Here is an 18951-nt window from a genome sequence, read left to right on the forward strand (position 1 = left end):
GCACCAATCCTGCACCGGGGCGGCGCCCGCGGGACTCCCCCGGACGGGCGGGGCAGCGCCCGGGCCGCCCGGCGGCGGTGATCCGGCCCATGCCCGCGCCTGCGGCGCCCGTCGTGTTGTGTGCGAACGTTGTCTAATACAGGATCAGCAGGGCACTCGGAAGGAGCCCGACATCACCAGCGAACTCCCGCGTCTCGCGGCGGTGACCCGGCCGCACCGGGGGGCCGGCTCGGCCGGATCTCCTGTCGTGCCGTACCCGCACGGCGGCATGGGAAGGCACCCCAACCTGCCTCCGGGTGAGCGGCTGCGGGTGCTGCTGGTCGAGGACGACGAGGGCGACGCCTTCCTGGTCGGCGAGCTGCTCGCCGAGACCAACTCCATGATCGAGCTGCTGGTGGCGACGAGCCTCAGCGAGGCCCGGCGGCGGGTGGTGGGCGTCGACTGCGTCCTGCTCGACCTCGGCCTGCCCGACGCGCAGGGCCTCGACGGCCTGCGCCAGGTGCTGGAGATGGCCAGCGGCGCCGCGGTCTGCGTGCTGACCGGCCGCTCCGACGAGCACCTCGGCATCGTCGCGGTCGCCGAGGGCGCGCAGGACTACCTGGTCAAGGGCGAGGTCGACGGGGTGCTGCTGACCCGCGCGCTGCGCTACGCGGTGGAGCGCAAGCGGGCCGACGAGAACGCGCGGCGGCTGCGCGAGGTCGAGCTGCGCCAGGCCGAGTCCGCCCGCCTCGAACGGGGCCTGCTGCCGCAGCCGCTGATGACGACCGACGAGGTCGCGGTGCACACCTTCTACCGGCCCGGCCGGCACGCCGCCCTGATCGGCGGCGACTTCTTCGACGTGGTGCAGACGAGCCCCGACCGGCTGGAGCTGATCGTGGGCGACGTCTGTGGGCACGGCGTGGACGAGGCGGCGCTCGGCGTGGAGCTCCGGGTCGCCTGGCGGGCGCTGATCCTCGCCGGCGTGCCGGACGACGAGGTGCTGCCGGCGCTGGAGCAGGTGCTGATGAGCGAGCGCCGCCTCCAGGAGATCTTCGCGACCGTCGCCACCGCGCGGCTGGACCTCGACGCCAACCGGGCCACCGTCCGGCTGGCCGGGCACCCGCCGCCGCTGCTGCTCGCCGGCGGCAAGGTGGTGCCCGTTCCGGCGCCCGGCGGCCTGCTGCTCGGCGTACGACCCCGCCGGCCCGTGGCCTACGACCTGGAGTTCGACACCGATGACTGGTCCCTGTTGATGTACACCGACGGGCTGATCGAGGGGCGGGTCGGCGAGGGCGACGAACGCCTCGACGTGCCCGGCCTGGGCGGCCTGCTCGCCGACCCGGCGAGTCTCGCCGTGCCGCTGGCCGAGCTGCCGGCCTGGCTGGTCGGGAGCGCCGAGCAGCTCAACGGCGGGCCGCTCGCCGACGACGTCGCCATGCTGCTGGTCAGCCGGGGCGGTGGCCGGTGACCGGAGTCCGCGAGTGGACCCTGCGTCAGCGGGTCGTCACCCTGCTCGCCGTCGTCGCGCTGCTCCTGGTCGGTCTGGCCGGTGGCGCGGTCGTCGTGGCGGCGAAGAACCGGACGCACATCGACGCGATCCTGAACAAGACCGGCCCGCTGCGGGTGCAGGCGCAGGAGGTGCTGAACGCGCTGCTGGACCAGGAGACCGCCGTGCGCGGCTACGCGGTCAGCGGCGACCCGGCCGACCTGGCCCCGTACGACGCCGGCCGGGCGCAGGAGCGCGACCTGGTCGCCGCGATGCAGCGGCTGCTCGACGACTACCCGGGCATCCGGGCGGAGCTGCGGGTCGTCGAGGAGCGGGCCGAGGCCTGGCGCCGGTCGGTGGCGGTGCCGGTGATCACCACGACGGAGCAGAGCGGCACCGCCGCCGGGCAGGCGCTCGTCACCGACCAGGCCCGGGCGCAGTTCGACCAGGTCCGCGGCGCCCTGGAGAACCTCCAGTCGAAGATCATCGAGGCCCGGCAGCAGAGCGCCGCGGACGTCCGGCGGACGAGCGACCAGCTGGTCGTCCTGCTGATCGCCGCCGTCGCGGTGGTGGTCATCGCCGGCAGCATGCTGCTGATCTCGCTGGACAAGATGGTGGTCCGCCCGCTGACCGGGCTGGCCGACCAGGTCCGGGAGGTCGCCGAGGGCGACTACCGGCACGGCATCACCGGCGCCGGCCCGCCCGAGTTCGTCCGGCTCGCCGGCGACGTCGACGCCATGCGGCGCAAGATCGCCAAGGAGCTGGACGAGGTACGGGAGGCCCGGGAGCGGATCGAGTGGGTCAACAGCCAGCTCCAGAAGCAGGCCGAGGAACTCACCCGCTCCAACCGCGACCTGGAGCAGTTCGCGTACGTCGCCTCGCACGACCTGCAGGAGCCGCTGCGCAAGGTGGCCAGCTTCTGCCAGCTCCTCCAGCGCCGGTACGCGGGGCAGTTGGACGAGCGGGCCGACCAGTACATCGCGTTCGCCGTCGACGGTGCGCAGCGGATGCAGCGCCTGATCAACGACCTGCTGGCGTTCTCCCGGATCGGCCGGCTCACCACCGGCTTCACCGAGGTCGACATGAACAAGGTCATGGGCGACGTGGCCGGCCAGACCGAGGCCGCCCGGCAGTACGCCGACGCCGAGCTGACCTGGGGCGAGCTGCCCGTCATCCGCGGCGAGGAGCCGCTGCTGACCAACCTGCTGGCCAACCTCGTCAGCAACTCGATCAAGTTCCGCCGCCCCGACGTGCCGCCGAAGGTGCACGTCTCGGCCCGGCTGGTCGGCGACGAGTGGGAGATCAGCTGCCAGGACAACGGCATCGGGATCGAGCCGGAGTTCGCCGACAAGATCTTCGTCATCTTCCAGCGGCTGCACGCCAAGGACGCGTACCCGGGCACCGGGATCGGCCTGGCGATCGTCAAGAAGATCGTGGAGTACCACGGCGGCCGGGTCTGGGTGGACACCGGCACCGAGGAGGGCACCGCGATCCGCTTCACCCTCCCCGCGCTGCCCGAGGACGTCGAGGCGGCGACCGCCGCCGCCGATGCCGACGGGCCCGCGACCGACGGGCCGGCGACCGACGACGCCGGGGACGGCGACGGCACGAGCGGGGCCGAGGACGACGGCGGGACGACGGGCGTGCCGGAGCAGGCCACTGGTTCCGGCGACGAGACGGACGCCACGGACGGCCCCGACCGGGCGTCGGCAGGCGGTAGAACGGGTGACATGAGGGAGACGGTGGGATGACCGCGCCGGCGGACGGCAAGAGCCCGATCGAGGTCCTGCTGGTCGAGGACGACCCGGGCGACGTGTTGATGACCCAGGAGGCCTTCGAGGAGCACAAGCTCCGCAACCGGCTGACCGTCGTCTCGGACGGCGCCGAGGCGCTGGCCTACCTGCGGCGCGAGGGCCAGTACGCGGACGCGGTGACCCCGGACCTGGTCCTGCTCGACCTGAACCTGCCCCGCCGGGACGGGCGGGAGGTGCTGGAGGAGATCAAGAAGGACGAGCAGCTCTGCCGCATCCCGGTCGTGGTGCTGACCACCTCCCAGGCCGACGAGGACATCCTGCGCAGCTACCAGCTGCACGCGAACGCGTACGTGACCAAGCCGGTGGACTTCGAGCGGTTCATCTCCGTGGTCCGGCAGATCGACGAGTTCTTCGTCAGCGTGGTCAAGCTGCCGCCGCGTGGCTGACACCCTCCTCGACGACGTCGGTGGGCTGCTGCACGAGACCGCCGACCAGGTCGTGCTGCCGCTGTTCCGCAAGCTGGACGACGCCGACGTCACCGAGAAGGCGCCGGGCGAGCTGGTCACCGTCGCCGACCGTCGTGCCGAGGAGATGATCTCGGCGGCCCTGCGCCGGCTGCGCCCCGGCTCGGTGGTGGTCGGCGAGGAGGGCGTCGCCGACGACCCGGGCCTGCTGCGCCACCTGCGCGGGTCCGGCGACGTCTGGCTGGTCGACCCGGTCGACGGCACGTCGAACTTCGCGGCCGGCCGGCGGCCGTTCGCGTTGATGGTGGCGCTGCTGACCGACGGCGAGCCGGCGGCCGCCTGGGTGTTCGACCCGCTCGCCGGCACGCTGGCCGTCGGGCGGGCGGGTGAGGGGACGTGGCTGGACGGCCGGCCGGTGCGGACCGCCGTGGACACGCCGCCCGTGGACGCGCTGCGCGGTGCCGCGATGTCGCGGTTCCTGCCGCCGGCGGCGAAGGCGCGGGTCGAGGCGGGCGGCGGGCGGGTCGGCGAGCTGCTCCCCGGCCAGCACTGCGCCGGCCGGGAATACCTGGACGTGCTCACCGGCGACCAGCAGTTCGTGCTGTTCTGGCGCACCCTGCCGTGGGACCACGCCCCCGGCACCCTGCTGGTCCGGGCGGCCGGCGGCGTCGCCCGGCGCTTCGACGGCGCCGACTACCACCCGGCCGACGAGGGCCACGGCCTGCTGGTCGCGGCGAGCGAGCGGGTCTGGGCGGAGGTCCACGACGCGCTGCTCGGCGCTGCGTGACGTCGATGCGACACTACGTCGATGTTCGATGGCCGGGGCGGTCACGGGCCTGATCACGAGCGGCCGGTCCGGTATCCTGGCCGCCGGTCTCCGCCAGCAGGCCGCCGACCGGCGCCCGGCGGGGGCCGCCGCCGCGCAGCGCTGTCACCCGGGGCCGGCGGCCGACGAAAGGATGCTTTCGTGCGCAGGACCATGCCCGTCGGGCGTCGCGGCCGTCGTCCGCTGATCGTCCTGTCGGCGCGGCGTGCCCGCCGCCCGCTGCCCGCCCCGTCGGCCGTGCGCCGTCCGCTGGTCGCCCTGCTCGTCGCGGTGGCGCTGCTCCTCGGCGGCGGCGCCGTGCCCGCGTACGCGGAGCCCAACGAGGGCGGCACCAAGAAGCTGCGGGACGCCCTGGAGGCCACCGCCAAGGCGCACATCGAGGCCAAGGCGAAGCTGGACAACTCCAAGCGCCGGCAGAAGACGCTGACGGGGCAGCTGACCACGCTGGAGGGCCGGCTGGTCGAGCTGACCGCACAGGTCGGCGAGGTGGCCGCCCAGTCGTACCGGGTGGGCCGGCTCACCCCGACGGCGATGCTGCTCAACAGCGCCTCGCCCGAGGCGTTCCTGGAGCGGGCGGCGCACCTGGACCTGATGGCACAGCGCGACGGCCGGCGCCTGCGCGACCTGACCGAGGCGCGCGAGCAGGCGCGGCAGGCCAAGATCGCCCTCGACACCGAGGTCCGGGAGCAGCAGAAGCAGCTCGCGGTGATGGCGAAGAAGAAGAAGGAGGCCGAGGCGGCGCTCGCGGCGGTCAGCTCGGGCAGCAGCGGCGGCTTCAGCGGCGGGAACTCCTCCTCGGCGAAGCCGGCGCCGCGCAACCCCGACGGCTCCTGGCCCTCGGAGTCCTGCTCGGTGAACGACCCCACCACCTCCGGCTGCATCACCCCGCGCACGCTCAACGCCCTCCAGCAGACCCAGAACGCCGGCTACAAGCGGCACGTCTCCTGCTACCGCAGCGGCGGCTCCGGCGAGCATCCCAAGGGCCGGGCCTGCGACTTCTCGGCCGCCACCAACGGGTTCGAGGACAAGACCGCCACCGGCGGGGACAAGGCGTACGGGGACAGCCTCGCCGCCTGGCACGTGCGCAACGCCAGCCGGCTCGGCGTGCTCTACGTGATCTGGTACCGGCAGATCTGGCACCCGGGCACCGGGTGGCGGGCGTACGGCGGCAGCGGCAGCCCCGCCGCCGACCACACGAACCATGTTCATCTCTCGATGTACTGACCCGCGGCCCCAGGTTCACTGCGTACCATCGCGCGGGTGAGCTCCCCATCGTCCGACGTCACGGCCCCGCCGGCCGATCCGGAGCGGCCGTCCGCCCGGGCCCTGCCCAACGGGCTCGCCGCGTTCCTGGTCTTCTTCTCCAGCGGCGCCGTCCTGGTGCTGGAGACCGTCGCGCTGCGCCTGGTCGGGCCGTACGTCGGGGTGACCCTCCAGGTGACCAGCTCGGTCATCGGCATCGCGCTGGCGGCCATCGCGTACGGGGCGTGGTCGGGCGGCTGGCTGGCCGACCGGCGCAACCCGCGCACCCTGCTGGCCCCGGCGCTGGTGCTGGCCGGCATCGCCACCGCGGTCACCCTGCCCGTGGTCCGGTACGTCGGCGAGGTGCTGCGCGGCGGGGCGGCCACGGCCATCCTGCTGCTCGTCGCGCTCGCCGTCTTCGTGCCGGCGGCCCTGCTCGCCGCGGTCACCCCGCTGGTCGTCAAGCTCCAGCTCGCCGACCTGCGGCGCACGGGCCAGGTGGTCGGCCGGCTCTCCGGCATCGGCACGCTGGGCGGCATCACCGCCACCCTGGGCACCGGTTTCGTGCTGGTCGCCGCGCTGCCCAGCACGGTCATCCTGTTCGCCCTGGCGGCCTCGCTCGGGCTCACCGGGCTCGGTCTCGGGGTGTGGCTGCGCCGGCAGGACCGGGCGGAGCTGCCCGGCCCGGCGCGGGCCAAGGTGGCCCTGGCCGTGCTCGGTCTCGTCGGCGCCGGGCTCACCACGGTCGCCCCGAACCCGTGCGACATCGAGACGGCCTACCACTGCGCCAGCGTCGAGGCCGACCCCGGCCGGGACTCCGGCCGCACCCTGCTGCTCAACTCGGCCCAGCACTCGTACGTGGACCTGGCCGACCCCACCCATCTGGAGTACGCGTACACGCGCTGGATCGGGGCGGTGGCCGACGTGGTGGCTCCGAAGGGGCAGCGGCTGGACGCGCTGCACCTGGGCGGCGGCGGGTTCACCGTGCCGCGCTACCTGACCGCCACCCGCCCGGGCACGGACAACGTGGTGTTCGAGATCGACGGCGGGCTGGTCGAGCTGGGCGAGCGCGAGCTGGGCGTACGCCAGGGGCCGGACCTGCGGGCGGTGGTGGGTGACGCCCGGATGCTGGTGGCGGGGGAGGCGACCGACAGCCGGGACCTCGTGGTCGGCGACGCCTTCGGGCACCTGGTGGTGCCCTGGCACCTGTCCACCCGGGAGATGGCCGCCGAGATCCGTCGGGTGACCCGGCCCGGCGGCGTCTACGTGCAGAACGTCATCGACTACCCGCCGCTGCGCTTCATCCGCAGCGAGCTGGCCACCGTCGCCGCCGAGTTCCGGCACGTCGCGGTGATCGCCCCGGCGGCGGCGCTCGCCGGGCAGGAGGGCGCCAACTTCCTCATCGTCGCCTCCGACGCCCCGCTGCCGTTGGACGCGATCCGTGTCCGGCTGGTGGACCTGCGGGAGGGCGCCACCCTGCTCGCGGGCGCCGAGCTGACCGCCTTCGTCGGCGAGGCGCTGGTGCTGACCGACGACTACGCCCCGGTGGACCAGCTCCTCGCGACCGCCTGATCGGGTGACATCGGTGACCGATTCCGACCGCCGAGGTGTAGCCGGGGCAGTCCGGGGCAACAACGACTCCCATGGGTGGACCGATCCGGGACGGCGCGCAACTGCTGGGTGAGCGGTACCGGCTGATCGAGCAGCTCGGCGCGGGCGGCATGTCCGTCGTGTGGCGGGGCTACGACGAGGTGCTCGGCCGCCAGGTGGCGGTCAAGGTGCTCGCGTCCCGGCTGGCCGCCGACCGCGCGTTCCGGCACCGCATCCGGATCGAGGCGCAGGCGGCGGCGCGGCTGTGCCACCCCAACATCACCAACGTCTACGACTACGGCGAGTCCGAGCAGGCTGGCCTGACCGTGCCGTACGTCGTCATGGAGCTGGTCGACGGCGAGTCGCTGACGGGCCGGCTGCGCCGCGGGAGCCTGCCCTGGCGGGAGGCGGTGACGATCGGCGCGGAGGTCACCTCGGCGCTGGCCACCGCACACGCCCGGGGCGTGGTGCACCGGGACGTCACCCCGGGCAACATCATGCTGACCGCCACCGGCGTCAAGGTCGTCGACTTCGGCATCTCGGCACTGGTGGGCGAGAAGGAGAAGGGGCCGGACGGGGCCCTGCTCGGCACGCCCGCGTACCTCGCCCCGGAGCGGCTCGACAACGGCCAGGTCTCCCCGGCCACGGACGTGTACGCGGTGGGCCTGCTGCTCTACCGGATGCTCACCGGCCGGCTGCCCTGGCAGGCGAGCACCACCACCCAGATGTTGCGTGCGCACATGTACAACGACCCGGAGCCGATGCCGCCGGTGCCGGGGCTCCCCGACGAGGTGCGCGAACTGGTGCACCGGTGCCTGGCGAAGCGGCCCGAGGACCGGCCCGGCACCGCCGAGGTCGCCCGGACGTTCGCCGAGGCGGCCGGCATGATCGCGGCGGTGCCCGTCTCCCCGGCCGCCGGGCCCGTGGATCCGGCCGAGCTGGCCAGCGCCGGCACCACGATCCTGCCCTGGTCCGCCGCCACCGACGCGCTGCCGTTCTCCGGTACGCGGAACCGGCGGGCGGCGGCCCGGCGTCGGCGGGTCGAGGCGGGGGTGGCCGCTGCCGGCCTGGTGGCGGTGACTGCGGCGCTGTGGGGGGTGACCGCCCGCAGCCCGGCCAGCGGCGGCATCGACCAGCCGACGCAGGCGCGGATGGGCGCGGAGCAGCCGGCGCCCTGCCGCGTGGCGTACACGCTGCGCAAGGACTCCGGCAAGGACTTCGCCGCCGAGCTGACCCTGACCAACACCGGCCAGCAGGAGCTGCGCGCCTGGCGGATGAGCTTCACCTTTCCCGGCCAGCAGACCGTGACGAAGTCGGTGCCCGTGCCCGTACGCCAGCAGGGCCGGACGGTGCTCGTGGAGCCGGCCCCGGAGCGGGCGTTGGCCCCCGGCGCGTCGGAGAAGTTCACGCTGACCGGCCGTCACACCGGGGCCAACCCGCTGCCGGTGGAGTTCCGCCTCGGCGACGAGACCTGCGGGGTGCAGGTCTCCGGCGTGGCCGGCTCGGCGCCGAGCACCGCGCCCGCCACCAAGGCCCCGACGACCAAGGCTCCGAAGGCGAAGGCCGGCACCTCCGCGGGCGGCTCGAAGGCCAAGTCCGACAACTCCGGCAAGGGGAAGGGGTCGGGTGGTGGAAAAAAAGCAAGCCAGGAAAGGGGAAGGGACGATGACGACGACTGAGTCCGCCGGGGTCGGCTGAGCAGGCCGGTCAGCTCAGCGCCGCGAAGTTCTGCACCTGCGCGATGCTCCCCTCGATGATCAGCATGCTGCCCGGGGAGATGACGGTGGCGTCGGTGGCGTACCGGAAGCGTTCGCCGGGCAGTTTCACGCCGACCACCCGCACCCCGTAGCGCTCGGTGGGCACCAGGTCTGTCAGTGGCCGGCCGACCATCGCCTCCGGAACGCACACCTTGGCGATGGCGAAGTCGTCGCCGAACTCGATGAAGTCGAGCATCCTGGTGACGATCAGGTGGGCCACCCGTTCGCCGGTCTCCGCCTCGGGAAAGATCACGTGGTGCGCGCCGACCGAGCTGAGGATCTTCGCGTGCTTCTCCGAGGTCGCGCGGGCCCAGATCTGCGGCACGCCCAGCTCCGTCAGCGCCAGCACGCTCAGCACGCTCGCCTCCACCGAGGCGCCGATCGCGACCACCGCCCGGCCGAACTCCGTCACGCCGAGCTGGCGCAGCGCCCCCTCCTCGGTGGCATCGGCCTGTACGACGCGGTCGAGTTGGGCCGACCATCGCTGCACCTGGTCCGGGTTGCGGTCGATGGCCAGCACGTCGTGGTCGAGCGCGGTCAGCGCGCCGGCCAGGTGGCAGCCGAACCGGCCCAGCCCGATCACCAGGACGCCGCCTTCGTTCGTGTTCCTATCCGACAATGGGTTGCTCCTCCGGGTAGCGGTACAACCGCCGGCGGGTGTTCAGGGCGATCGCCGACCCGAGGGTCAGCGGCCCGACCCGGCCGACGAACATGAGGACGATCAGGGCGAGCTGGCCGCTCTCCGGTAGCGCGGAGGCGACCCCGACGCTGAGGCCGGTGGTGGTGAACGCCGAGGTCACCTCGAACAGCGCCTGGTAGTAACGGACCCCCTCGGTGAGGAAGACCAGCAGCACCGTGCCGACGGCCACCAGCGCGACGCTGAGCAGCGCGACGGTGATCGCCTGGCGTTGGCTGGCGGTGGCCACCCGGCGGTTCCCGACCGTCACGTCCGGCTCGCCGCGCAGCTCGGCCCAGATGACGAAGGCGAGCAGGAAGAAGGTCGTCACCTTGATCCCGCCGGCGGTGCTGGCGCTGCCGCCGCCGATGAACATCAGCGCGATGATCAGCGGATAGGTCTCGTCCTCCAGGGCCTCGACGTCGACGACGTTGAAGCCGCCGGTGCGGATGAACGCGTTCTGGGTGAACGCCACGAGGAGCTTGTCCGGCCAGGCGTAGAGACCCAGCGTGCTCGGGTTGGCCCACTCGATGACCAGCAGGCCCAGGAAGCCCGCCACCAGCAGCGTCAGGCTGCCCCAGATGGTGAGCTTGGTGGCGACCGCCCAGCGACGCGGCTGCCGCCACTCCCGGGTCGCCTCGAACAGCGCCGGGAAGCCGAGTCCGCCGATGACGGTGCCGATCGCCAGCGGCAGGGTGACCCAGGCGTCGGAGGAGAAGCCGATGAGGTTGTCGGTGTAGAGGGCGAACCCGCCGTTGTTGAAGGCCTGGACGGCGTGGAAGACACCGTTCCAGAGGGCCTGGGTGAACGGGTAGTCGTAGGTGATCCACAGCCGGGCCGTCAGGATCGCGGTGATCACCGCCTCGCAGGCCAGGGCGAGGCCGGCGATGCGCAGCAGCAGCCGGCGTACGTCGCCGATGCCGAACTCGGCGGTCTCGGCCTGCACCAGCAACCGGCTGCGCAGCCCCAGCCGCCGGGCCACCACCAGGATCACCAGCGTCGCCCCGGTGACGATGCCGAGGCCGCCGACCTGGGTGAGCACGGTGATCATCACGAGCCCGAAGTCGTTCCAGTAGTTCGGGGTGTCCACCACCGCCATGCCGGTCACCGAGACCGCCGAGGTCGCGGTGAACAGGGCGGTCAGGAACGGGGTGTAACTGTGCTCGCTGGTGGCCCAGGGCAGCATCAGCAGCCCGGTGCCGAGCAGGATCGCCACCAGGAAGCCGAACGGCACGATCCGTACGGGGTGACGGAGAAGCCGGCGCACCAGACAATCTTCCTTTTCCATCGCGATCCGGGTGTCGAAACCGGCATGCCCAGGGTTCATCCGCCCGTCAGCCGCCGACCAACTCGCCGTCAATCCGGACAGGTCTGCTGAGGCGGATCCCTCGACGACAGGAGACGGCGTTGCGACGTACCCTTTCCGCCCTCGGAGTGGCCGGGGCCCTGCTCGCGGCCGCCGTGGCCGTGCCGACCGTGGCCGCGTCGGCCGCCCCGGCGCCCGCCGCCGAGCGGGCCCGGGCGACCGACCGCCCCCTCGTCATCGCCCACCGCGGCGCCAGCGGCTACCGGCCGGAGCACACCCTGGAGGCCTACCGGCTGGCGATCCGGCAGGGCGCGGACTACATCGAGCCGGACCTGGTCGCGACCCGCGACGGCGCGCTGGTCGCCCGGCACGAGAACGAGATCAGCGGTACGACCGACGTGGCCGCCCGCCCCGAGTTCGCCGCCCGCAAGGCCACGAAGACCATCGACGGCGTCGCGGTCACCGGCTGGTTCACCGAGGACTTCACCCTGGCCGAGCTGAAGACGCTGCGGGCCAAGGAGCGGCTGCCGCAGGTGCGCGTCGGCAACACCGCGTTCGACGGGCGGTTCGACGTGCCCACCCTCCAGGAGGTCATCGACCTGGCCCGCGCCGAAGGGCGGGCGCGGGGGCGCACGATCGGCGTCTACCCGGAGACCAAGCACCCCACCTACTTCGCGTCCATCGGGCTGCCGCTGGAGGAGCCGCTGGTCGAGGTGCTGCGGCGCAACAAGCTGACCCACCGGAACTCGCCGGTGATCATCCAGTCCTTCGAGACGGCCAACCTGCGCAAGCTGGACCGGATGATCGACGTCAAGCTCGCCCAGCTCCTCGACGCCACCGGCCGCCCGTACGACTTCACCGTCGCCGGCGACGCCCGCACCTACCAGGACCTGGCGAAGCCGGCCGGCCTGAAGTGGATCGCCGGCTACGCCGACGGTGTCGGCGCGCAGAAGAACCTGATCGTCCCGCGCGACGCCACCGGCAAGCTGCTCGCCCCGACCACCCTGGTCCGGGACGCGCACCGGGAGCGGCTGGTCGTGCACGCCTGGACGTTCCGGGCGGAGAACCAGTTCCTGCCGGCCGACTTCCGGATCGGCACCGACCCGAACGCCCGCGGCGACATCCAGGCCGAGTACGAGCTGTTCCTCGGCCTCGGCCTGGACGGCATCTTCAGCGACCACCCGGACACCGCCGTCGCCGCCCGCGAGGGTCTCGCCCGACGCTGACCGGCTCCGCCGCCCCGCCGGCCGGCCCGTCACCCCTCCCCGGGTGCCGGGCCGGCGTCGTTGTCGGGGTGCCCGTGGTGCCCGTGGTGCCCGGGGTGGCCGTGGTGCCCGGGCGGGCTGTCCGTGCCCCGCGCACCTGTGTCACGTGCCTGTCGAGCTGATGTCGCAGACGATTCAGGTGTGCCGGGTGGCTGCGTGGACGCTGTCGAGCTGCCCCATGTATGGGGGCAGCCCCCGGCCCGATGACGTCCACCCCGACCGGTGACCTGAGGGGCAGCGGACGCCGAAGATCTTGGTACGAAACGGCCCCTCCAGGGGTGCCTTCGTACCAAGATCTCGCAGGCGGTCCAGCGAGGCAGGTGCCTGACGGGGAGGCGCGGCCGGCGGGCGGCGGGAGGAATACGGCATTCGGTGGGTGCCGGTGGCGCGGGGCGACACAGGAGCGTTTCCATCGATGGCCCGGAGACCCATCGCGGACGTGCGCCGTCACTGCCGGGTCGTGACCGTTGTAACTCTCGGCCACCCCACCCCTGTTACTTGTGTGTTTCGGCCACATAGCCCGTGCGTGACGTCACTTCTAGCGTGAGCCGTCACATGTAGTTCCCTACCTCCGAGTCCTCACGTGGAGTCGCAATGACGGTCCGGACGACGCGGCGGGTGTTCCTCTCCGCCGCCACCATGATGGCCGCGGCGCTCGCCGCCACGGCCTGTGGCAGCCCGCAGGAAACCGCCTCCGGCGGCGGTGACAGCGCCGCCCCGGTGAAGGTTGGCCTGGTGTACTCCCAGTCGGGAGCCCTCGCCAGCTACGGCAAGCAGTACATCGAGGGGTTCAAGGCCGGCCTCGACTATGCCACCAAGGGCACGAACAAGGTCGGCGACCGGACGATCGAGATCACCGAGGTCGACGACGCCGGTGACCCGGCGAAGGCGGTCTCCGCGGCCAAGGACCTGATCGGTAAGGGCAACAAGATCATCGCGGGCTCGACGGCGTCCGGCGTGGCGCTCCAGGTCGCCCCGATCGCCGCGCAGAACAAGGTCCTCTTCATCTCCGGGCCGGCCGCCACCGACGCGGTGACCGGCGCGAACAAGTACACGTTCCGCTCCGGGCGGCAGTCGTACCAGGACGTGGTGACCGCCAAGTCGTTCATCGGCGACCCGGCCGGCAAGAAGGTCGTGGTCTTCGCCCAGGACGGCGCCTTCGGCGACGCCAACGAGGCCGCCGTCAAGACCGTCATCGGCGGCGCGGGCGCGACCGTCAGCAGCGTCCGGGCCCCGGCGAGCGCCACCGAGTTCACCCCGTTCGCCAGCCAGATCAAGTCCGCCAAGCCGGACCTGCTCTTCGTCGCCTGGGCCGGCACCACCGCCCCGGCCATGTGGCAGACCCTCGACCAGCAGGGCGTGCTCTCCTCCACCACCGTCGTCACCGGCCTGGACATCCGCGCCTCGTGGCCGACCTTCGGCGCCGCCGGCGCCAAGATCTCCTTCCTGTCGCACTACTTCGACGGGGCCTCCGACAACGAGGCCGCCAAGGCGCTGAAGGCCAAGGTCGGCACCGTCGACCTGTTCCACCCGGACGGCTTCGCCGCCGGGCAGATGGTCGTGCGCGCCGTCGAGGAGGGTGGCGACGACGTCGAGAAGATGGTCAAGGCCCTGGAGGGCTGGAGCTTCGACGGGGTCAAGGGCAAGATGAGCATCCGCGCCGAGGACCACGCGCTGCTCCAGCCGATGTTCCAGGCCAAGCTGACCGGCAGCGGCACCACGTTCACGGCCACCGCCCAGAAGGCGCTGACCGGGGACGAGACCGCGCCGCCGGCCGTGGCGATGAAGGGCTGACAACAGATGCTCGCCACCCGCGGTCTGACCTGGCGGATCGGTGAGGTCGCCATCGTCGACAGCGTCTACCTCGACCTGGCGCCCGGGGAGTTCCTCGGCGTCATCGGGCCGAACGGCGCCGGCAAGACCTCACTGTTCAACCTGATCACCGGCGTACGCCGGGCCACGGAAGGTCGGATCACCCTCGACGGGGAGGACATCGGCTCCCTCCCGCCGCACCGGCGGGCCCGCCTCGGGCTCGGCCGTACCTTCCAGGCATCCTCGGTCTTCGGTTCGCTCAGCGTGCGGGAGAACGTCCGGCTCGCCGTGCAGGCGCACCGCGGGGGCTCGATGAAGCTGTGGCGGCGGGCGGCGGCCGACCGTGAGGTCGCCGCCGCCGCCGACGCGGCGCTCGACCGGGTCGGCCTCGCCCACCGGGGCGAGGCCCTCGCCGGCACCCTCGCCCACGGCGAGAAGCGGAAGCTGGAGATCGCCCTGCTGCTCGCCGGGGAGCCCCGCGTCATGCTGCTCGACGAGCCGATGGCCGGCGTCAGCGCCGAGGACGTGCCCGAACTCGTCTCGGTGATCCGCTCGCTGACCGGCGACAGCGGCCGGTCGGTGCTCATGGTCGAGCACCACATGGACGTCATCCTGGAGCTGGCCGACCGGATCGCCGTGATGCACCACGGCGCGCTGCTCGCCTGCGACACCCCGGAGACGGTGATGGCCAACCCCACCGTGCAAGAGGCCTACCTGGGGGAGTCGCTGTGAGCGCGAGGAATGAGCCGGGTTTGCGAGTCCCGCAGTCGCGAACGGAGACGGCACTGTGAGTGAACCGATTCTCAGCGTGGAGAACCTGTCGGTCCGGATCGCCGGGCTGCACATCCTCCAGGGGGTGTCCTTCACGGTCGCCCCGACCGGCGTCACCGTCCTGCTCGGGCGCAACGGCGTCGGCAAGACGACCACGCTGCGCGCGATCGTCGGCCTCACGCCGCGTGGCGGCGAGGTCCGGGGCACGATCCGGATGGGCGCGCAGAGCCTGCTGGCCCGGCCGACCCACCGGCTGATCCGCGGCGGGCTCGGCTACGTGCCGGAGGACCGCTGCGTGTTCGCCGGGCTCACCGTCACGGAAAACCTGCGGCTCGCCGAACGCCGGGGCACCACCCCGGCGTACGACAAGGTCTACGCCCTCTTCCCGGAGCTGGACCGGCGCGGACGGCAACGGGCCGGCTCGCTCTCCGGCGGGCAGCAGCAGATGCTCGCGATCGGCCGCGTGCTGCTCAACGACAACCGGCTGCTGCTGATCGACGAGCCGACCAAGGGCCTCGCGCCGAAGGTGGTGACCGAGGTGGCCGAGGTGCTGGAACGGGTCGCCGAGTCCGTGCCGGTGCTGCTGGTCGAGCAGAACCTGGCGGTGGTCCGGCGGCTCGCCCGGGACGCGGTCGTGCTGGCCGCCGGGCAGGTGGCCTGGACCGGCGACGCCCAGGAGCTGCTGCTGGAGACCGCCCTGACCAAGTCGTTGCTGGGCGTGGGCTCGGCTGAGGGGCACGCGCCGAGCGCGAGGCGTGAGCTTGCGAGCCCCGCAGGCGCGAGGAAGGACCAGCACTGATGGACACCGTCATCCTGTTGGCGCTGACCGGGCTCGGCCTGGCGGCGCTCTACTTCCTGGTCGCCAGCGGGCTCTCCCTGGTCTTCGGCCTCGCCGACGTGCTCAACTTCGCGCACGGCGTCTTCCTCGGCGTCGGCGCGTACGGGACCTGGTGGGCGGCGCACAACCTGCCCGGCGCCGGCTCGGACGGCTTCGGCTTCGTGGTCGCCGTCGCCTTCGGGGTGGCCGCCGGCACGCTGGTGGCGATGCTGGTCGAGCTGGTGCTGATCCGGCCGCTCTACTCCCGCACCATCGAGCAGGTGCTGGTCACCGTCGGCCTCTCGCTGGCCGGCGTGGCCCTGCTCCAGGCCACCTGGGGCGCGGACGCCCGGCCGTTCCCGCGCCCCGAGTGGACCCGGCAGGTCACCTCGATCCTCGGCGCGAACGTGCCCAACGGCGGCCTGCTGTTGATCATCGCCGCGGTGCTGGTGCTCGGCGCGATCCTCGCCTTCCTCCGCTGGACCCGCTACGGCCTGATCATCCGGGCCGGCGTCGAGAACCGGGAGATGGTCACCGCGCTCGGCATCGACGTGCGCAAGGCGTTCACCCTCGTCTTCGCGATCGGCGGGGCGGCGGCGGCGCTGGCCGGCGCGCTCGGCGGCGTCTACTTCGGCACCGTCTCGCCCGGCCAGGGCAGCTCGCTGCTGATCTTCGCGTTCATCGTGGTGGTCATCGGCGGGATGGGCTCGGTGGTCGGCTCCGCGTACGCGGCCGTCGCCGTCGGGCTGACGCAACAGTTCGTGAACTACTACGGCACCTCCGGGCTGGGCGACATCTGCGTGGTCGCGCTGTTGGCCGTGGTGCTGCTGCTGCGCCCGCAGGGCATCGCCGGAAAGGTGGCAACGGCATGACCGAGGTCAAGAGCCCCGAGGTCCCGGCTCCGCCCGCGGCGGTGCCCGACGAGCTGGACCCGCGCCGGGGACGCTGGCACGGACTGCGCCCGTTCCTGCCACTGGTCGCGCTGGTGGTCGCGCTGATCCTGCCGTACTCCACGCTGCACCTGCCGGGCATCTTCGAGGGGGCGCTCAACTCCCCGGGCACCCTGCAACTGCTCGCCGTCTGCCTCGTCTTCGGCGGCCTGGCCGCCGGGTACGACCTGCTCTTCGGCCGCACCGGGATGCTGTCCTTCGGGCACGCCCTCTACTTCGCCGCCGGCGTCTACGGCACGGACATCCTGATCACCAAGGCGGGGCTGCCGCTGTGGCAGGCGGCGCTGCTGGCGATCACCGGCGGGTCGATCCTCGCCGCGCTCCTCGGCGCGGTGGCGCTGCGCACCGTCGGCATCGCGTTCGCCATGGTGACGCTGGCCTTCGCCCAGGTCGGGGCGATCCTGGTGGCCCGCGACTTCGGCGGGCTGACCGGTGGCGAGGAGGGCCTGCCGCTGGACGTCTCCGGGCTGCCGCAGGGGCTGGTCGGGGTCACCAACACGGTCAACCTCTACTGGCTGGCGCTGGCGTACCTGGTCGTGGTGGTCTTCGTGGTGCACCGGGTCTCCGGCTCGCCGACGGGGCGGGTGCTCGCCGGCCTGCGCGACGACGAGCGGCGCATCGGGGTGCTCGGGCTCGACCCGTACCGGTTCAAGCTGGTGGCGTTCACCCTGGCGGGTGGGCTGGCGGCGGCCGGCGGCGTGGTCTACGTCCTGATCGTCGGCGGCGCCTCGCCGCACATCACCTCCTCCGAGTGGACCCTGGCGCTGCTGGTCATGGTGGTGCTCGGCGGGCCGGGCACCCGGTGGGGCCCGGTGATCGGCGGCATCCTCTACATGTACCTGGACCACCGCCTGGTCGCGTTCGGCACCTCCGACGCGGTGGAGGCGCTGCCCGGGTTCCTGAGCCGCCCGCTGTCGCAGCCGCTGTTCGTGCTCGGCACGGTCTTCATCCTGGCCGTCTACTTCTTCCCCGGCGGCCTGGCCAGCCTCGCCCCCCGCGTGGCACTCCTACGCCACTCGCTCCGCCGCCCCCCTCGCCCCTGACCCCCACCCACCCGGCCTCCGCCCCGACAGACCCCGTTGATCATGAAGTTGTTGCCGCGAAACGCCGTTGACGGTGGCAATAACCTCATGATCGACGGGGTCTCTGTCGTGGGGCGACGCTGGTCGGGCGGGCCGGCGTACCAGACGACATCGCCGAGGCCGTCCGGTACCTGGCCGGCCACGTCACCGGCCGGGTACTCGGCGTCGACGGCGGCTCCGTCCTCGGGCGCTGACAGCTGCGCGACGGGCCGGGATATCCAGCGGAGCACAGAGCGACCGGGTGTCGCGGCCCCCCGTGCGGCCGCGACACCCGGTCGCCTGCGCCGTCGATCAGCCGTTGAGCATCTCGTACGCCAACTTCGGTGCCTGCTGCGCGGCGTCGCCGCTCGGCGCGGCGAGCTTCGGCGCCGCGCCGTAGTCGAGGTACTTCACCACGTACGTCCAGGCCTTCGCCTTGCCGGCGGCCGGCACGTCCACGGTGAGCGAGGCGAGGTTGCCGTCGGCGCCGACGACGGCGGTGAAGGGCACCTGCCGGGCGGCGTCGCCGAGGGCCGCGACCTCCTCCTCGCCGACCGCCTCGGCAGCCGCACCGCCGGTCAGGTCGGCGATCCCGGCGTACGTCCGGTCGCTCTTCTCCTCGACCCTGGTGGCGGCCTCGATGATCGGCCCGGCGTTGCCGACGTCCGCCCCCTCGTACGTCGGGGTGCTCTCCGGATCGGTCAGCCGGGCCCGGTCCAGCTCCATCCAGCGGTTCGGTAGTTTCGGCAGCCCGGTGAGCCCCTCGGTGCCGGTGAACTTCACCTTCATCCAAATCCGCTCCTGGACCACCAGGAACGACATCCGGGTGGTGAAGCCGTGCTCCGGGTCCTTCACCGCGGCGGTGAGGTCGATGCCCTTCGCGTCCGGGTCCACCACGCCGGACAGGTCCGCGGTGGCGTCCTTGCCGGTGAACCGGAACGCACCCTCGGTGCCGTCCGGCACCGCCGCGAGGAGCGCCTGCTTGGGCGTGGCGGTCGGGCTCGCCTGACCCGAGGCGGTTCCTCCGGCCTCGGAACCCGTCCCGATCGCGCCGCACCCGGCGAGCAGAGTGGTCGCGGTGAGGACGGCGGCCAGGGCGCCGGCGTTCCGTCGGACGGTGCCGGCGCGGCCGGTTCCGTTCGTCATCATGGTCTCTTCCTTCACGAGTCTGGCGTCTGCCGGGACAGATGCTGCC

Annotated in this window: 16 protein-coding genes and 1 pseudogene; 14 read left to right on the plus strand and 3 right to left on the minus strand. The window is 72.8% G+C overall.

Annotated elements, in window-relative coordinates:
• Window positions 1-268 precede the first annotated feature (268 nt).
• The 7 genes from ACGF5G_RS20305 (at window position 269) to ACGF5G_RS20335 (ending at window position 9020) form a co-directional block, all read left to right on the plus strand.
• Window positions 269-1447, plus strand: a complete 1179-nt coding sequence (locus tag ACGF5G_RS20305; RefSeq protein ID WP_393264861.1) for a PP2C family protein-serine/threonine phosphatase — start codon at window positions 269-271, stop codon at window positions 1445-1447.
• Window positions 1444-3216 carry an ATP-binding protein gene (locus ACGF5G_RS20310; RefSeq protein WP_393264864.1) on the plus strand — a complete coding sequence of 591 codons (1773 nt, stop codon included), beginning with the start codon at window positions 1444-1446 and terminating at the stop codon, window positions 3214-3216. Before ACGF5G_RS20305 ends, ACGF5G_RS20310 begins: the two co-directional genes overlap by 4 nt.
• On the plus strand, window positions 3213-3665 hold the full coding sequence (locus ACGF5G_RS20315; RefSeq protein ID WP_091102297.1) for a response regulator: 453 nt from the start codon (window positions 3213-3215) through the stop codon (window positions 3663-3665). The genes ACGF5G_RS20310 and ACGF5G_RS20315 overlap by 4 nt, the downstream gene beginning before the upstream one ends.
• On the plus strand, window positions 3658-4470 hold the full coding sequence (locus ACGF5G_RS20320; protein WP_393264866.1) for an inositol monophosphatase family protein: 813 nt from the start codon (window positions 3658-3660) through the stop codon (window positions 4468-4470). Before ACGF5G_RS20315 ends, ACGF5G_RS20320 begins: the two co-directional genes overlap by 8 nt.
• A 192-nt stretch (window positions 4471-4662) precedes the next feature.
• A complete protein-coding gene (locus ACGF5G_RS20325) occupies window positions 4663-5733 on the plus strand; it encodes a coiled-coil domain-containing protein (protein ID WP_393265038.1) in 1071 nt (356 codons plus the stop codon).
• Between the two features lie 36 nt (window positions 5734-5769).
• The gene (locus tag ACGF5G_RS20330; RefSeq protein WP_393264869.1) at window positions 5770-7323 is read left to right on the plus strand and encodes a fused MFS/spermidine synthase; all 1554 of its coding nucleotides are present in this window, start codon (window positions 5770-5772) and stop codon (window positions 7321-7323) included.
• A 71-nt stretch (window positions 7324-7394) separates the two neighbouring features.
• Window positions 7395-9020 (plus strand): protein kinase, encoded by a 1626-nt coding sequence (locus ACGF5G_RS20335; protein WP_393264871.1) that lies wholly within the window; start codon window positions 7395-7397, stop codon window positions 9018-9020.
• 28 nt (window positions 9021-9048) lie between these two features.
• Here the strand turns inward: ACGF5G_RS20335 and ACGF5G_RS20340 are convergent, their stop codons facing one another.
• Both ACGF5G_RS20340 and ACGF5G_RS20345 read right to left on the minus strand, forming a co-directional pair.
• On the minus strand, window positions 9049-9681 hold the full coding sequence (locus ACGF5G_RS20340; RefSeq protein ID WP_393265040.1) for a potassium channel family protein: 633 nt from the start codon (window positions 9679-9681) through the stop codon (window positions 9049-9051).
• 25 nt (window positions 9682-9706) lie between these two features.
• Window positions 9707-11041 (minus strand): TrkH family potassium uptake protein, encoded by a 1335-nt coding sequence (locus tag ACGF5G_RS20345; RefSeq protein WP_393264873.1) that lies wholly within the window; start codon window positions 11039-11041, stop codon window positions 9707-9709.
• Window positions 11042-11181: 140 nt separating this feature from the next.
• On the opposite strand from ACGF5G_RS20345, the gene ACGF5G_RS20350 reads away from it, so the two are divergent.
• The 7 genes and pseudogenes from ACGF5G_RS20350 to ACGF5G_RS20380 all read left to right on the plus strand — a co-directional run.
• Entirely contained in the window at window positions 11182-12306 is a 1125-nt protein-coding gene (locus ACGF5G_RS20350) for a glycerophosphodiester phosphodiesterase (RefSeq protein ID WP_393264875.1), read from the plus strand.
• A gap of 633 nt (window positions 12307-12939) precedes the next feature.
• Entirely contained in the window at window positions 12940-14139 is a 1200-nt protein-coding gene (locus tag ACGF5G_RS20355; protein ID WP_393264877.1) for a substrate-binding domain-containing protein, read from the plus strand.
• 6 nt (window positions 14140-14145) lie between these two features.
• Window positions 14146-14889, plus strand: a complete 744-nt coding sequence (locus ACGF5G_RS20360; RefSeq protein WP_357457389.1) for an ABC transporter ATP-binding protein — start codon at window positions 14146-14148, stop codon at window positions 14887-14889.
• A gap of 55 nt (window positions 14890-14944) precedes the next feature.
• Window positions 14945-15727 (plus strand): ABC transporter ATP-binding protein, encoded by a 783-nt coding sequence (locus ACGF5G_RS20365; RefSeq protein ID WP_393264879.1) that lies wholly within the window; start codon window positions 14945-14947, stop codon window positions 15725-15727.
• The gene (locus ACGF5G_RS20370) at window positions 15727-16617 is read left to right on the plus strand and encodes a branched-chain amino acid ABC transporter permease (RefSeq protein WP_350707141.1); all 891 of its coding nucleotides are present in this window, start codon (window positions 15727-15729) and stop codon (window positions 16615-16617) included. The genes ACGF5G_RS20365 and ACGF5G_RS20370 overlap by 1 nt, the downstream gene beginning before the upstream one ends.
• Window positions 16614-17738 (plus strand): branched-chain amino acid ABC transporter permease, encoded by a 1125-nt coding sequence (locus ACGF5G_RS20375; protein ID WP_393264881.1) that lies wholly within the window; start codon window positions 16614-16616, stop codon window positions 17736-17738. The genes ACGF5G_RS20370 and ACGF5G_RS20375 overlap by 4 nt, the downstream gene beginning before the upstream one ends.
• A 113-nt stretch (window positions 17739-17851) precedes the next feature.
• Window positions 17852-17971: pseudogene (locus tag ACGF5G_RS20380) on the plus strand (short-chain dehydrogenase); the annotation flags it as partial.
• A 97-nt stretch (window positions 17972-18068) separates the two neighbouring features.
• On the opposite strand, the gene ACGF5G_RS20385 reads toward ACGF5G_RS20380, so the two are convergent.
• On the minus strand, window positions 18069-18905 hold the full coding sequence (locus ACGF5G_RS20385) for a hypothetical protein (protein WP_393264884.1): 837 nt from the start codon (window positions 18903-18905) through the stop codon (window positions 18069-18071).
• Window positions 18906-18951 lie beyond the last annotated feature (46 nt).

The organism is Micromonospora sp. NPDC047730, from assembly GCF_043204765.1.
Taxonomy (GTDB): domain Bacteria; phylum Actinomycetota; class Actinomycetes; order Mycobacteriales; family Micromonosporaceae; genus Micromonospora.

What these genes read in the sequence shown, in the direction of transcription:
- ACGF5G_RS20305 (WP_393264861.1), top strand. Translation starts at nt 269, where the DNA reads ATGGGAAGGCACCCCAACCTGCCTCCGGGTGAGCGGCTGCGGGTGCTG.
- ACGF5G_RS20315 (WP_091102297.1), top strand. Translation starts at nt 3,213, where the DNA reads ATGACCGCGCCGGCGGACGGCAAGAGCCCGATCGAGGTCCTGCTGGTC.
- ACGF5G_RS20325 (WP_393265038.1), top strand. Translation starts at nt 4,663, where the DNA reads ATGCCCGTCGGGCGTCGCGGCCGTCGTCCGCTGATCGTCCTGTCGGCG.
- ACGF5G_RS20335 (WP_393264871.1), top strand. Translation starts at nt 7,395, where the DNA reads ATGGGTGGACCGATCCGGGACGGCGCGCAACTGCTGGGTGAGCGGTAC.
- ACGF5G_RS20355 (WP_393264877.1), top strand. Translation starts at nt 12,940, where the DNA reads ATGACGGTCCGGACGACGCGGCGGGTGTTCCTCTCCGCCGCCACCATG.
- ACGF5G_RS20360 (WP_357457389.1), top strand. Translation starts at nt 14,146, where the DNA reads ATGCTCGCCACCCGCGGTCTGACCTGGCGGATCGGTGAGGTCGCCATC.
- ACGF5G_RS20370 (WP_350707141.1), top strand. Translation starts at nt 15,727, where the DNA reads ATGGACACCGTCATCCTGTTGGCGCTGACCGGGCTCGGCCTGGCGGCG.
- ACGF5G_RS20375 (WP_393264881.1), top strand. Translation starts at nt 16,614, where the DNA reads ATGACCGAGGTCAAGAGCCCCGAGGTCCCGGCTCCGCCCGCGGCGGTG.
- ACGF5G_RS20385 (WP_393264884.1), bottom strand. Translation starts at nt 18,905, where the DNA reads ATGATGACGAACGGAACCGGCCGCGCCGGCACCGTCCGACGGAACGCC.